Origin of the sequence: Rubripirellula obstinata (genome assembly GCF_001642955.1) — a bacterium.
GTDB classification, from domain to species: Bacteria; Planctomycetota; Planctomycetia; order Pirellulales; family Pirellulaceae; genus Rubripirellula; species Rubripirellula obstinata.
The window spans coordinates 1-12,932 of record NZ_LWSK01000140.1 but is presented as its reverse complement, the minus strand read 5'-3'; the positions used below and the strand labels follow the sequence as shown (position 1 = coordinate 12,932).

Annotated in this window: 13 protein-coding genes; 10 read left to right on the top strand and 3 right to left on the bottom strand. The window is 54.6% G+C overall.

Annotated elements, in window-relative coordinates:
* Nucleotides 1-259: 259 nt before the first annotated feature.
* From RC85_RS22245 to RC85_RS22210, 8 genes are all read left to right on the top strand, one after another.
* Nucleotides 260-811 carry an AlkZ-related protein gene (locus tag RC85_RS22245; RefSeq protein WP_068266947.1) on the top strand — a complete coding sequence of 184 codons (552 nt, stop codon included), beginning with the start codon at nucleotides 260-262 and terminating at the stop codon, nucleotides 809-811.
* Nucleotides 808-1,149, top strand: a complete 342-nt coding sequence (locus RC85_RS22240) for a low molecular weight protein tyrosine phosphatase family protein (RefSeq protein ID WP_068266946.1) — start codon at nucleotides 808-810, stop codon at nucleotides 1,147-1,149. Before RC85_RS22245 ends, RC85_RS22240 begins: the two co-directional genes overlap by 4 nt.
* Nucleotides 1,150-1,183: 34 nt before the next feature.
* Entirely contained in the window at nucleotides 1,184-1,597 is a 414-nt protein-coding gene (locus RC85_RS22235; protein ID WP_068266945.1) for a DUF4345 family protein, read from the top strand.
* A 137-nt stretch (nucleotides 1,598-1,734) separates the two neighbouring features.
* Nucleotides 1,735-3,111 carry a hypothetical protein gene (locus RC85_RS22230; RefSeq protein WP_068266944.1) on the top strand — a complete coding sequence of 459 codons (1,377 nt, stop codon included), beginning with the start codon at nucleotides 1,735-1,737 and terminating at the stop codon, nucleotides 3,109-3,111.
* A gap of 116 nt (nucleotides 3,112-3,227) precedes the next feature.
* The gene (locus RC85_RS22225; protein WP_149753050.1) at nucleotides 3,228-4,214 is read left to right on the top strand and encodes a VPGUxxT family thioredoxin-like (seleno)protein, type 2; all 987 of its coding nucleotides are present in this window, start codon (nucleotides 3,228-3,230) and stop codon (nucleotides 4,212-4,214) included.
* 114 nt (nucleotides 4,215-4,328) lie between these two features.
* Nucleotides 4,329-4,640 (top strand): hypothetical protein, encoded by a 312-nt coding sequence (locus RC85_RS22220; protein WP_068266942.1) that lies wholly within the window; start codon nucleotides 4,329-4,331, stop codon nucleotides 4,638-4,640.
* Nucleotides 4,641-4,679: 39 nt separating this feature from the next.
* Entirely contained in the window at nucleotides 4,680-5,414 is a 735-nt protein-coding gene (locus RC85_RS22215; RefSeq protein ID WP_149753051.1) for a PDZ domain-containing protein, read from the top strand.
* A 331-nt stretch (nucleotides 5,415-5,745) separates the two neighbouring features.
* Nucleotides 5,746-6,615 (top strand): hypothetical protein, encoded by an 870-nt coding sequence (locus RC85_RS22210; protein ID WP_068266940.1) that lies wholly within the window; start codon nucleotides 5,746-5,748, stop codon nucleotides 6,613-6,615.
* 17 nt (nucleotides 6,616-6,632) lie between these two features.
* On the opposite strand, the gene RC85_RS22205 is transcribed toward RC85_RS22210, so the two are convergent.
* Complete coding sequence (locus RC85_RS22205) at nucleotides 6,633-7,175, bottom strand: FKBP-type peptidyl-prolyl cis-trans isomerase (protein WP_068266939.1); 543 nt, start codon at nucleotides 7,173-7,175, stop codon at nucleotides 6,633-6,635.
* Nucleotides 7,176-7,815: 640 nt separating this feature from the next.
* Between RC85_RS22205 and RC85_RS22200 the strand changes: the two genes are divergently transcribed.
* Nucleotides 7,816-9,426: an ExeM/NucH family extracellular endonuclease gene (locus RC85_RS22200; RefSeq protein ID WP_084422938.1), complete on the top strand. Its 1,611-nt coding sequence runs from the start codon at nucleotides 7,816-7,818 to the stop codon at nucleotides 9,424-9,426.
* A gap of 819 nt (nucleotides 9,427-10,245) precedes the next feature.
* On the opposite strand, the gene RC85_RS22195 is transcribed toward RC85_RS22200, so the two are convergent.
* A complete protein-coding gene (locus RC85_RS22195; RefSeq protein WP_149753052.1) occupies nucleotides 10,246-10,725 on the bottom strand; it encodes a hypothetical protein in 480 nt (159 codons plus the stop codon).
* 220 nt (nucleotides 10,726-10,945) lie between these two features.
* Between RC85_RS22195 and RC85_RS27630 the strand changes: the two genes are divergently transcribed.
* Nucleotides 10,946-11,140 carry a hypothetical protein gene (locus RC85_RS27630; RefSeq protein ID WP_068266936.1) on the top strand — a complete coding sequence of 65 codons (195 nt, stop codon included), beginning with the start codon at nucleotides 10,946-10,948 and terminating at the stop codon, nucleotides 11,138-11,140.
* Nucleotides 11,141-11,982: 842 nt separating this feature from the next.
* Here the strand turns inward: RC85_RS27630 and RC85_RS22180 are convergent.
* Entirely contained in the window at nucleotides 11,983-12,798 is an 816-nt protein-coding gene (locus RC85_RS22180) for a hypothetical protein (protein WP_068266934.1), read from the bottom strand.
* Nucleotides 12,799-12,932 lie beyond the last annotated feature (134 nt).

Here is a 12,932-nt window from a genome sequence, read left to right as displayed (position 1 = left end):
GAGTGGCGGCTTCATTAACCGTCAAGAGCTAAAAAGGTGTTGGACACCTTTTAGATCCCCAGCATGTAGGCCGTAGCGAGCCATAGCGAGTTACGGCAATTTGCGCACCGCCGTAACTCGCTAAGGCTCGCTACGGCCTACTTTCAAGGGTCGTGACAAGTTGACAGCGACACATTTTCATCAGGCCAGGGCTAGGGTTTGTACTCTTCATTAACCGTCGAGAGCGAAAAAGGTGTCGGACACCTTTTAGACTGACTCCATGAAACCACACCAACTCAAGATTTTTGATGACGCCTACCGGTTTGTGCTGGAACAAAAAGTTTGCACGGTCTTTGGGAGCAAAGGATCGCCTTACCCGTCATTGTGGGACAACACGGCTTTGTCTGAAACGAAACCCAAAGCGGGTGGATGGAGCGCGAAGGTCATGGCGATCTGGGATTGGAAAACCCGCATCCCGCAAACCTACCCCGACGAAGTTTTCTACGGTAAGGTCGCCGGAGGAGATGCGGTGTTGATGGAGATGCAACACTTTCGCAATGAACACTTCCCACAATGTCACAAACCGGCCGACGAAATGGGGCCGCTCGAACAGCAAATCTTTGAACTGATCCGCCTCGATCAGGGATACACGGGCGAGCTTCGTAAGCGAACGATGAACAGGCTTGCCTGCACGAAAAGCCAATTTGATACAGCGCTCAAGAAGCTGCAAATCAGTTTGAATATCGTTCGCTCGAACGACGTTTGCCATACGAATGACTTCTGGCTACCCATGCGAGAAGTACACCTGGAACTTGTGGAGCGGCATTCATGACCAGGCTCAATGTGCTGTTCGTGTGCAGCAAGAACCAGTGGCGGAGTCCGACGGCGGAGGCGATCTATCGGCGGGACGATCGGGTATCGGTTCGTTCGCGTGGCACGGCGAAGGGGGCGGTGCAGACGATTCGTTCAGACGATATCGTTTGGGCGGATGTGGTTCTGGTGATGGAAGACAAACATCGGCAACGGATCTTGGCCGACTTTCCGGGCGAAGCAAATTTTAAGCCGATGCATGTGCTGGACATTCCGGACGACTATCAGTTCATGGACGACGAGTTGGTGGAGTTGATTCGATCGGCGGCGGAGCCGATCATTGCGGGCTTGGCCGAGTAAGTTCAAACGAAACGCGCATACAAAACAAGACACCGTGAACCGCACCTTCCCCACCATCGCAATTTTCGTCACCGCAACTAGCTTTGCGGGGTTTGCGGTTTGGCTAGGGGTGAATCCGAACGCGCTGCTCGAAGCGTTCGGGATCGAGGATCGCACGCCGCAAATGGCGACGGAGATTCGAGCGTTTTATGGCGGAATTGAGTTGGCGATCGCGGTCGCGATGATCGTGCTGTGGCGACGCGGGGATTTGTTCGCGGCATTGTTGATTGGCGGGTTGCCGTTATTGGGTTCGGCGAGCGGTCGTTTGATCGGGTTGGTCGTCGATGGGTTCTCCGGTGTGCATCTCGGGTTCGCAGGCTTAGAACTTGTCGGCGCGGCGTTCTGTTTGGCGGGGGCGAGGATGGTTTCGCGGGGTGGGCGTGAATGGAATGAGCGATCGAACGGCTAAAGCCTGGACTCCAACGGTGCAGATGCGTCCATGCAGGAAACTGGCGCTGCCCTGAAATTCTGCTTCATGTACTCTTTGAGCCACTCGACGGACCTTGTTCGCTCCGTGATCCTTGCACCAATTTGCGGCCCTTGCTTATGTTTTTTCGTCCGAAAGCAAACCTGTCCGACGCCGAGAAGTCTCGGATTGAATTTTGTTTGCAACAGATCGCTGAATGTGTTGGCTTCGAGCGACTCTTGCGTCCCGTGGTGAGTCGCAAAGCGATCTTCGACGCTTATGAACTCGAGCGGAATCCGCAGCAGGTGGTTGCGCTGGTTGGCGAACACTTGAGGCATGACGTGAACGGAATCCAGGTTCGCGTTGCTCTTCCGCAAGCTCAGAGTACCGGAGGTGGCTGTTGCGGTGGTGGATCTTGCGATGGTCCCAGCGGGCTGGCGGGCCGCTACGAACCGTCGGGCCGCTGCATCATGCTGGATCAGAAGCTTGACAGCGATCCGGCCATGGGGATCGCCACGCTGATCAATGGCGTCGTCTGCGACTTGCTTTCGCAACACAACTTTGCCGGCGCACACTTGCCTGAACAGGTCGATCTTGCCGTCGTCGGGATGGGGCTTGGCGTGATTCGCAACGGCATCAGCCTGGTGGCAAAACATCCGGTCTACTGGGATTCGACGCAGTGGGATGTTTTCCCGCGACCTTTCCTCGATGGCAAATCACTCGCGTATGCCAACGCGATTGCTGCGTGGTCGCGTGACGATGCAGCGCCCAAGTGGTCAAACGATTTGCCCAGCGACCTTCGACGTCCCATGCGAAAGTCGCTGAAGTTCTTGTTGAAAACAAACGACTCCTTTTTTCAACCACGCGACAAGCAGGCTCTGTTGGCGCAGTCGCAAAGCGAATGGTGGAAACTGGCGGCGGATTCATCAACGTCCAATCAAGTGATCGCGCTTCGCCACTTGAAGTCGGATGGCAAGCTGGACGACCGGCAAGCATCCTTGCTGCTAGACAGGTTGCATTCGTCAAACGTTGCGATCACGCTCAACGCGATTGCGGCGATTGAACGGTTGGCGATTCAGCAACCAGCGATCTGCAGCGAATCCATGGTTCATGAACTCCGCTCGCTGACGGATCATCGCGACGATGCAGTCCGCGCGAAAGCCATGTGCGTTCTTGCGAAGCTGGGTGGGCTCGATGAAGCGACCGTGGAGACGGCGGCGACGATGCTGGAAACGAATCGAAAGCACGTCGTTTTCGCTGGCCTGTATGCGTTGTCCACGCAGGATTCCGTCCCCGACGAAGTTTTGCCGGCTCTCGACCGATGTTTCGCTGGCGTGTTGCGAGCGTGTGACTATGAATTCATTGATTTGATCTCGGCAGCGTACCGGCGACTGCTTGATGATCCGCAATCGCACTTTGAGGAATTGTTCCAGAGCAGCCCAGAGCATCTGCCCATTGCGTTGGAGGCGCTGCAGAGAGTCGCTGAGTCGCCAGTGCCACTGCGTCGCGGGGCGTGACGATTCGCTCGTGATGCAACCATCGTTGGCGGACTTTTGTGACGAGAGTTCATTTATGAATCACTTCGATAGATTTGCCATTGGTCTTTGTACTTCCGACGATTGGGTTGCATCCGATGAAACGATTGACGATTCAGGCGGCGATTGCCGTCGTTGCCGGTGCCCTGTTGCTTGCCCCGTCAGCGCCAGCACAAACAACGCCAGCACAAACACCGCAAGCCAACCGGGCCGCCAATCCGATTGAGGTCGGGACCGTGGACTGGAGCCGTGACTTGGACGCGGCACTGGCAAGCAGCAAGGAAAGCGGAAAGCCCGTTTTCTTGTTGTTCCAAGAAGTGCCCGGTTGCTCGGGTTGCCGGAAGTTCGGTCGCGAGGTTCTTTCACAGCCGCTTTTGGTGGAAGCGATTGAAGATGAATTCATTCCGGTGGTGGTTTTCAACAATCGTTCCAGCGGCACCGATAAGAAATTGCTCGACAAGTTTGGCGAACCGGCGTGGAACTATCAGGTCGTTCGATTCTTGGATGCCGATGGCAGCGACATCATTGAGCGGCAAGATGGCATCTGGTCGGTAGGCGGCATTGCCAGTCGCATGATTCAAACGCTGCAGCAACACAAACGATCCGTGCCCAAGTACTTGCAAACCGTCGCCGCGGTGGCCAACAGTTCCGCCCAGAATCAGGTTGCTTTTGCCCAACATTGTTTCTGGACCGGTGAAGCCAATCTTGGTGGCATTGAGGGTGTGATTGCGACGGAGGCTGGGTGGTTGGAAGGCCGCGAGGTCACGCTGGTTCGTTTTGACCAGGAAAGCGTTAGCCTGCCTTCGCTGGCACAACAAGCGGCGCGTGTCCGTTGTGCCGACAAGGTGTACACTCGCCAGGGACGTCCGCTTGCGGGTCTTCGTGGTGGAGTCTTGGGGCGGAGCTATCGAACGGCATCGGCATCAGATCAAAAGCGACAGCTTTCTCGCTGGCCCGCGATCACCCGTCTGCCCGGGATCAATGCGATGCAGTTGACCAAGATCAACTCACTGGCTTCCCGCAATGCAGACTCCGCGATGGAATGGCTCAGCCCCCGGCAGCGCGAGCTTCTTTCGCAACCGTGATCGTTGCGGCTATCCGAGGTGGCGGCGATCATCTCTCGCAGGATTTCCAAGTCATGCACGCCACTTTCGCTGTACAGCTTCGCGTAGAACTCTTTCTCGCGGGCGATCCGGTGCTTGTCAAGAAAAACAGCCGAACACTTGGTGCCCGGTGCGGCATCGCCGAAGTGTTCGATGACGATTCTGACCGCCGCTGTTTCTCTTTTGCCTAGCGCGACTGAAATCATCTGTTCGTTGTGGCTTTGCGAAAGCTTGGTCGGTGTGACCGATGAATGTGATTCTCCGGCTGGAGTGGAATCGCTGCCGAAGGTGACTCGGACGTTGATCCCGCGCGATGCGACCAGTGCCGAGATTGATGCGCTTGTGCGAGAACGATTGAAGACTGAACAAGAATGCGGAAGTTTTTTCGGAACAAGTCATTTATACTGAAGAGACTTGTTGCCCTTTGCCCTTGAAGGAAGCGATCCGATGAAACGTATGATCCTTGGTGCCGCTTTATTAATGACGGCCGCCCACTTATTGCCCGCTCAAGATGCCGAACCAGCCGCCGACGCCAAAGCACAACGGCTTGAAGAGGCGACTGAGACCGCCGGCGAAGATTGGGGCGCGAAGTTGGGCGAAGTCCCCGAATTGCTGCGGATGCACATGCCAATGTTGCCAGGCAATACAGGGTTGGTCATCGAGTCCGTCGAACTCACTGGTCCGGCGGGAAAAATCGGCGTTCGAGCCGGTGATATCGTGGTCGATGTCGACGGCCGGATGATCCGCGACAAAACAAAACTTGGCCGACTGACCGATCGGTCGGTCGTCACCGTCTTCCGCCGTGGCGTGCTGAAAAAATTACCTTGCGACCGACCGACAATGTCCGGCGGCCGATCGAACTTGCAAGCGTTCCCGTCCATGCCGCCGATGCAATCCATCCCCAACACCAAATCGGTGCCGAACAACCGGTCAACGCAAAGCCGCAAGGCGAATTCGTTTGGCAGCGGAGCATGGTCATCGGCCATATCATCGTCGAGTCAAGGCGAAGCGATCTCGGTCAGCCGTGCCGGTGATCAAGTGTCCGTCGATATCTCATCAACGGATCCCAACATTGGCCAGATCAAACTCAGCGGAACAATCGCGGAGATCGAAGAGGAATTGCGCGGCAGCAAGCTTTCCGCGGAAGCCAAAGCGGCCATCCGCCAAGCCATCCGCGACTGAACATGTCGAGTCGCAATCCGCTCTCGATCGGCAAACTCATCGAACGTCCTGCCTCCACTTTCGTTTCGCGAATTTCCTGCAATCGGTCGGTCACAAACGAATTCCGATCTTTGCTTGCGCGTACCAATCACAAGGCTTTGTTGCCTGCAAGCACGGAACCCTACGGTTACTCAGACTAAAAAAAAGAGTTGCCGTGCGAGCGTCACGAAAGTGTTTGACACATCGATTGTCACACCGTTATTCTCAACAGTTGATTTAAAAGCCTAGTTTGGTTGGTTCAGTTCTACGTGGAATCAGGCCAAGCGAATTCTATTCTACGCGAGGCGTTTCCATGCGTTCTTTTCTACGCACAGCTTTGATCGTGTTTGCATCGATCGCTGTTGGTCAGTTTGCGACGAACCGTGTTTCGCTGGGGCAAAGTTTTGTCGAATACTCTGGCACTCAGGTGTATGGCGATCACACTCGCAATTCGACCTGGGACGGTGGGCCAACCGGCGTTACCGTGAGGCTGGAAACCGACGAAAACATCTTGCATGAAGACGGTGACGGGGGCTCGCAACGAACGGCGTTGAACACGCAAACCTTTTCGTCACCGAGTTCAGAAGACAATCCTCAAAACTATGACAACCTTTCGCTTGTCAACTTGTACGGCGAACGCTTGCCGTTGCTGCAACAGATGTCGGCCAATGGAACCAGCGTTCTGAATTACGTGTTCAACGACCCAGTCAACACACCGCTGGATTTGTTCGTCACCGATGTCGACTTCTCGGATTCTGTGTCCGTCAAGGCTTTTGACGCACAAGGCATGGCGATGGACATGAGTCAGTGGACGTTGGTGGATGAAGGTGACTTGTCAGTATTCAAAGACACTGGCAGCGACTTTAGCGAGGTGACTGCGCCGACGCCTGTAACTCTTTTTTCGATCAACGAGATCAGCTTAACGGCAACTGATGACACCAACTACAATCGCTCGTACAGCATCCTACGCAATCCAATCAATCAAGATTTGAGTCGCATCGAAATCACGTTTGTGGGCACCCAGAACAGTCCAAGTCGAGCAATGCCCAATACCGGATCTCATATCTACACGGCACTCGCGACCGCAATTCCAGAACCGTCAAGCATCTTGGTGATGGCGGGGTGTTTTGGATTAGTGACCTTCAGACGTCGCCGAATTCACGCCGCTCGGTCAGGGTCCTAATCCACGATCGACACCGCCTATTGGACATTCACGAGTTCGACGATGAAGTGCAGATTCGAGTGTGGTGGAATGGAACCTGGCGTACCGGTTTCGCCGTAGCCGAGCCTTGACGGCACCCAAAGTTCGATCATTCCTCCTTCGCCAACAAGTTGCAGTCCCTCGGTCCACCCGGCAACCACTTTTCGCATGGGAAAGGTGGTCGGCTCGCCTCTTTCATAAGAGCTGTCGAAAACTTTTCCGTGACCAAGCCAACCGCGATAGTTGACTGTCACCGTGTTGTCGGCTGTCGGTTTTTTGCCGCTGGAATTTCGCAGGATCCGATACTTGAGCCCAGAATCAGTGATCGAGAACTCCGGTGCAACCTCCGCATCCATCGGCCCCGTACCGGTTTGAAGTTCTGGGCTATCGACAAATGTGGTGGGTTTCCATGCTTGTGCCGAGTCACGTTTCGATTCCGCGACGGTAGGGACGTCCGTCTTAGATCTTGCTGTCGAACTACATCCCAGAACCATCATTGGGAAGCATAACAGACACCACGGCAGCCAACGTTTCATCTCGATTCCTTTTGTCGCTAGTATTCCGCGTCACCTCAATTTTCGGGTAGCGGAACTCGCCAAGAGTTTCGGCTACGAGGGGGACGCCGAAAGTCTACGCGACTTCCGCTACCTCCTAACCGAAGATTGAGCTGACATGGACTACTAGTCCAGCACTGCAGTTCGCGTGTCGTGCGCGGATCTGATTCGCTGATCGGGAGCAAACGTCTCCGTTACACTTCGCAGTCACGATCCCGCTCAGTCTTCTTTTCTCGGAACCTGAGGGTAGCGAAATGTCGAATGAGCTGAAAGTCCGCCTTCGGTTGAGTATTGAGCTGTGATGCTGTGATGCTGCGTCCCTTGATCGCTGTCCAGCGGGTGATCTGAGAACGATCAGCGGACGCGTCAGGGTTCGGGAAATACGCGTTGGCCGGGGGGCACGGGCAAGCTTATCGGCGGAGGCTCTAAAGTAGGCCGTAGAGAGTGGAGCGAGTTACGGCAGGGCTGCATCATGCCGTCACTCGCTCCACTCGCTACGGCCTGCAAAAAAGGTCTGCCGATTTGCGTGCTAGTGTGCCGGTGGCTGGACAGGCAGACGCTGGACGATTCAGATGCTAGAAACTCAGAACCCTGACCGCTCGTTTTTTCACATTACCCCCGCCGAATCATGAAACGTTTTATATTTCCGCTGCTGTTCGTCATGCTCGTTGGCGGTTGTCGGCCTAGCAACGATTCTGATGCGATCGCGACGACCGCTGATGAAGTCGCGATGACTTCACCGACTGAATCGCCTGTAGGAATAGCCGTAGGAATACCCGTAGAGGGACCGCTGGAAGACGTCGATTGGGATTCGCTTGATGGCCGCGAAGTGACGATCCGTGATCTGGTGATCGTCGATACATTTTCGTTGTTGCGTTATGGCCAGCTAACGATGGCTCGAGAGCGGTTGCAGATCCCCACGTCGATTGTCGACCCCAACGACGCCGACCCCAGCGGAACGACGTTCGAGGGCGGACCGAATGTCGCGCCGGTGATCGCGTTGGACAAGCGAAACGAGAAAGCGGTCATTGTTGTCGACGATACCAGTAATCGTCAGAACGTTTTCCCGCCGCCCTTGTTGCCTTCGCTCGGTACCGACCTGCCCACCGTGCGACTCGGGAGCAAAGTGTCGATTCTTTCTGGTGTTGTTTCGATCAGAAACGGAAAGCCCAGCTTGAAGGTCAAGGAACCGCTGCGTCTCATGCCAGCCCCGCGTCCCCCGCGACCCGACCTCGGCGACGCCGATTGGACGATCGCATCGTTCAACGTATTGAATTTCTTTACCACGATTGATGATGGAAAGAATCGTGCTCGCGGGGCAGACACGCCAACGGAGCTGAACCGGCAACGTGACAAAATTGTCGCCGCGATTCTGGCTTTGCAGGCCGACGTCGTGGGACTGATGGAACTGCAAAACGATGCTGAGTCGGAACTTGATCTGGTGCAATCATTGAACGATGCGTCCGGCGCGGACCTGTATGCGGGATGCGGAGTGGCGTCAGATCTGGACAGCTATCCAGGCGGCACTGACGCGATTCGCGTTGGTATCATTTATCGCAAAGACAGGGTGGAACCGCTTGGTGATCCAACTTGGATACGTGACAACGCTTTCTACAAGGCTCGAACGCCGATGGTGCAAACGTTCCGCCCACTCGCCGGCGACGACACGATCGCCGGCGACGACACGATTTCTGGAAAAGAAACAGATGACAAGACGAGTGCCGTCACCGTGATCGTCAATCATTTCAAGAGCAAAGGCGGGGCGGCCGATGCGGATAAAGCGAACAAGGACAAAGGCGATGGCCAGGCGGCGTACAACGCAACTCGTCGCGCTCAGGCGTTTGCGGTTGCCGAATTCATCGATCAAGAATTTGCCGAAGATGATCGCGTCTTGGTCATCGGCGACCTGAATGCTTATTCGCAAGAGGATCCTATCGACGCGCTGCGATCCAGGGGATTGGTTGATCTGAGTGAGATCGGTAATCGCAGACAAAGATTGACTGAGGAAACGACACCGCCCTATTCATATGTTTATTACGGAGAGTGCGGGAGTCTCGACCACGCGTTTGCGACACCATCGCTCGCCAAGTCCGTCACCTCCGCATCCGTCTGGAACATCAACGCAGACGAACCGGTCGGACTGGATTACAACCAGGAATACAAACCCGCGGCCCTGTACCAACCAGACCAATGGCGATCATCCGATCACGACCCCGTTTTGATCGGAATCAAAAACTAGTGTTTCTCATTCGCAAAGTTTTTGGGTCGAGGATCAGACAAACATGAGGCAGTAATGCCAGCGCCGCTGGCCGAAAGCGAACGTCCAGCTTCAATTCGCTATGAATGCTTCATTGCGTTACTGGATGTGCGACCTTGATCCGGGCTGTGCGGTGTTGGTTGTGCGTCGGCTATGCCCCGCAGGGCGCGAGGCGGGCAGCAAGTGTCCGTGGCTCAGTCGGATAACGGAACGCATTACCGGATCGGCGTGATTTGAAGTGCAAGCAGAGAGGAAAGTGTTCGACCGCCACTCCGGTGCATGCATTGGTTATAAGCCGTGTTGCTTTGAGGACCAATAGCTTAGGCGTCGGCGTTCCACTTCAGTTTCAGTAAGAAAGCGAAGTCCTCGGTATGGCCAAACCCGGCCTAGCCAATGCCCGGCAAGGGACGACACTAATGAGTTCAGCACAATAACAGTCGGAAAAAAGAAGGTAGCGTCTCTCAGATTTGGGTCGAATCGTGGAAGAACAAAAATGAACCCAATCACGAGTCCGAATGGGAGTAGGTGTATTGCAGAAGGACTTTTGCGTCCAAGCTTCAATCCGCAATTAGGGCATCCGACGGACCAATACATAAGTCGCCATCGGTTAGGCTCCCATCCACAGATGGGGCAACACCGCGTCGGGTCAGGTTGAAGCGTGCCTTGCACGGCAGGAGGATCGTATGGGTTCAATGTGATTCAGTCGGATAACGTTAGAAATCACGGGGAACGGGCGAGCGACTTGCAAGCAGACGATAAAACGAACTACCCGAGCTCCCGTGCATTTCATGGTTCTGCCTTCTACGTTGCCACCCAAACAAAATAAATGCTACACGCCATTGCGAATACAGAAACATACCCCGCTTGCCGCGGAGAAAGCTCTAGATTCCGACCGCCCTTCCGTCCGAAATGTTCACGCACAACTCGCTTCCCGTAAACCTGCATGAAGAGTGTCGCGGAAATTGCGATGCCAAGTGTGACAAAGTACTTCGGTGTCCCAGGCCCGTTCCGGAAGAACGCGTCGAAGATGTGGATGGCAACGGTTAGCAACCACGAGTAAACTCCAACCAAAAGAATCATGATTGCAACGGTGGGCTTCGATTCACCTTTGGGTGCGGGCTGTTCGACGGAGCCTAAACGTTTGGATCGAATGTGCGAAATCGTAGCAACGGATGTCGCGTAGGTAGCCGCGACGAAGATGCACCCAATCACAGCCATCGGCCAGATATGTTCGCTGATGCTGACTCCGATGAAAATGATCGCGACCAACAGGCATGCCATGGTGACGCACCCAGAGAAAAGCGGGTGAGGAAACAGCCGCTTTGTTCTCCACAGCCATTTTGGCTCATTCAACTCAGATTGCATTTGAATAAACGACGAACTCAAGGATTGGCAGAACGGCAGCCATCACCGAGGTGGCGGCAATTGACATGCAAGCAAGGAAAAAGGCTACCACCGACACTCTGGTGTATTCAGTAGTTATAAGGAAGATACCATTGCGATGCGGTCCGTCGGCGCGGACTTCGTCCCCGTGGGGGACATTTATCCTGTGGGAAGCGTAGCAAAGAGTGGCTGGCAAGGCAAGTTTCTGCAAGCAGCATTGAATCGAGAACCCGAAGACAGACGTTGGTTGTTGCCACGCAGTGCATCCGGCACATCGGCGTTGTTCGAGCATTGGAAGTTAGGCGTTCGTTGATGCCCCGCAGGGAAGTTTGTACTTGAGTCTTGGTCGAGTGTTGTGGGCAACACGGTTTTGTACGTCGTGTTTCATGCGTCGGATCGTGCCCCGCAGTGCGCGAGGCGGGCAGCAAATGTCCGTGGCTCAGTCGGATACCGGTATGCATCACCGGATCGGTTCGATTGATTTTGGTATTCCGTTTGATGTCGTGGCCGACTCCGGTGCATGCGATGGGCATCGGCGCGTATGGCTCGAGCATGGGGTCGCAACACTCAGCAACCGGGAAAGCCCAGCGGTTTAGACTTCGTCCCCTTGGGTCACAGGGTGACGCCCAACGCCGTAAAGAGTTTCTAAATTGTTTAACCGCGTGGGCATCGCCCCGCGCGCCCACGCTGGGCGAAACTCGCTGGGCGAAACTCGCTGGGCGAAACTCGCTGGGCGAAACTCGCTGGGCGAAACTCGCGGGGCGAAACTCGCGGGGCGATGCCCACGCGGCTAAACGAATTAGCACGTTTTTTCGGGGACCAAAACTCTTCACGGCGTTGGGTGACGCCCCGCAGCATGAGCCAAACCAGAGATATGGAGTATTTGCAGTACAAGAAATTGGATAGATGTAGTGCAGCGTCGTAAAGCAATATCGTCCGGCCAGCAAGATCCCGTTTAGCCAGTCGTTCGATGTCTCGCAGTATCACAGCAACCGACTCAAGCTAGCAGTAAGGCCGATTGTTGAACGGCGGTTAACGATTCGCAGCATTGCAGGATCCCCTGTCCGATAACGGGGGGCATAACGGTGGGCATCACGGGGGACGTATGGAAGATGCTCCGCTTCGCAAACCAAGCAAGCCGTCCTCCCGAGCATGTCATGGTTCGTCTGTTTTCGATTGACTTTGCACCGACAGACTGTCGGGTTCATATCGCGTTTCTGGACCAAGCTGAATGTTGACGTCGTTATTGCCAAACGTCGGCTCGAATCTTCCCAAATACCAAAAAGTCATCCCGTCTGGATCCGGTCTGTAGAGCTTGATCCAATCGGTTGCCGTGGGGATTTCAAATGAAAAGTGGCCATCATCCGTAGTGCTCGTTTTTGTCGAATTGCCATCGTTAGCCGAGACGATAATCCCTGAAGCACCTTTGCCTCCCATAAGCGTCACGCGACCGGTAAGCAGTTGAGTGCCGTTTTGTTTCGTGTCCCGACTTTCATGTTCGATGACACGTATTGGCAGCACGAAATCGTCGATCGATTTTTCGACAAGACGCTTAATTGACTTCTCTGTCCACAATAGCGTGTCAATTTTGTCAGCATCCAAATCAAAGGCCTTTGTCGCGACTTGTATCTCGTAAACCTCAGGAGGAAGGCCAGTGATATGAAAAGTTCCATCGCTTGCAACTGGCACTTCGATCAAATCCCAAGCGGGATGTCGCTTGAGTGAAAGATTCAAGTCATCAAATGTTTGTAGTTGGCCAGAAACAAGTCGACCGCTGAGCGAAACCGGATCAACAGTGGTCAAGTCGCCGATGTGCAGTGTCTTGCCATCCGGCGGCGTAACGAACTTCTGAGTGATCAGTATTTGATCGGAGTCCGATCGGTCCCCTTCGCCGACGACCGTATAGACGCAGTACTCTTGTTCTGGAAAAAGATTCTTGAATTCAAATTTTCCTTCAGCGTCAGTAGTCACTGGTATTGCAGGGCGATTGCACGGGGATTTACCGACTGAAAACGACTTTTTCCATGTAGTCATCGTCCCAACCAGCGGTGAGCCGCTTGTTTTTGACTCCGCACTTGGCCGTTTTCTCTTGCTTGAGCAAGCTT

What these genes read in the sequence shown, in the direction of transcription:
- RC85_RS22245 (WP_068266947.1), top strand. Translation starts at nt 260, where the DNA reads ATGAAACCACACCAACTCAAGATTTTTGATGACGCCTACCGGTTTGTG.
- RC85_RS22240 (WP_068266946.1), top strand. Translation starts at nt 808, where the DNA reads ATGACCAGGCTCAATGTGCTGTTCGTGTGCAGCAAGAACCAGTGGCGG.
- RC85_RS22230 (WP_068266944.1), top strand. Translation starts at nt 1,735, where the DNA reads ATGTTTTTTCGTCCGAAAGCAAACCTGTCCGACGCCGAGAAGTCTCGG.
- RC85_RS22225 (WP_149753050.1), top strand. Translation starts at nt 3,228, where the DNA reads ATGAAACGATTGACGATTCAGGCGGCGATTGCCGTCGTTGCCGGTGCC.
- RC85_RS22215 (WP_149753051.1), top strand. Translation starts at nt 4,680, where the DNA reads ATGAAACGTATGATCCTTGGTGCCGCTTTATTAATGACGGCCGCCCAC.
- RC85_RS22210 (WP_068266940.1), top strand. Translation starts at nt 5,746, where the DNA reads ATGCGTTCTTTTCTACGCACAGCTTTGATCGTGTTTGCATCGATCGCT.
- RC85_RS22200 (WP_084422938.1), top strand. Translation starts at nt 7,816, where the DNA reads ATGAAACGTTTTATATTTCCGCTGCTGTTCGTCATGCTCGTTGGCGGT.
- RC85_RS22195 (WP_149753052.1), bottom strand. Translation starts at nt 10,725, where the DNA reads ATGGCATGCCTGTTGGTCGCGATCATTTTCATCGGAGTCAGCATCAGC.
- RC85_RS27630 (WP_068266936.1), top strand. Translation starts at nt 10,946, where the DNA reads ATGCGGTCCGTCGGCGCGGACTTCGTCCCCGTGGGGGACATTTATCCT.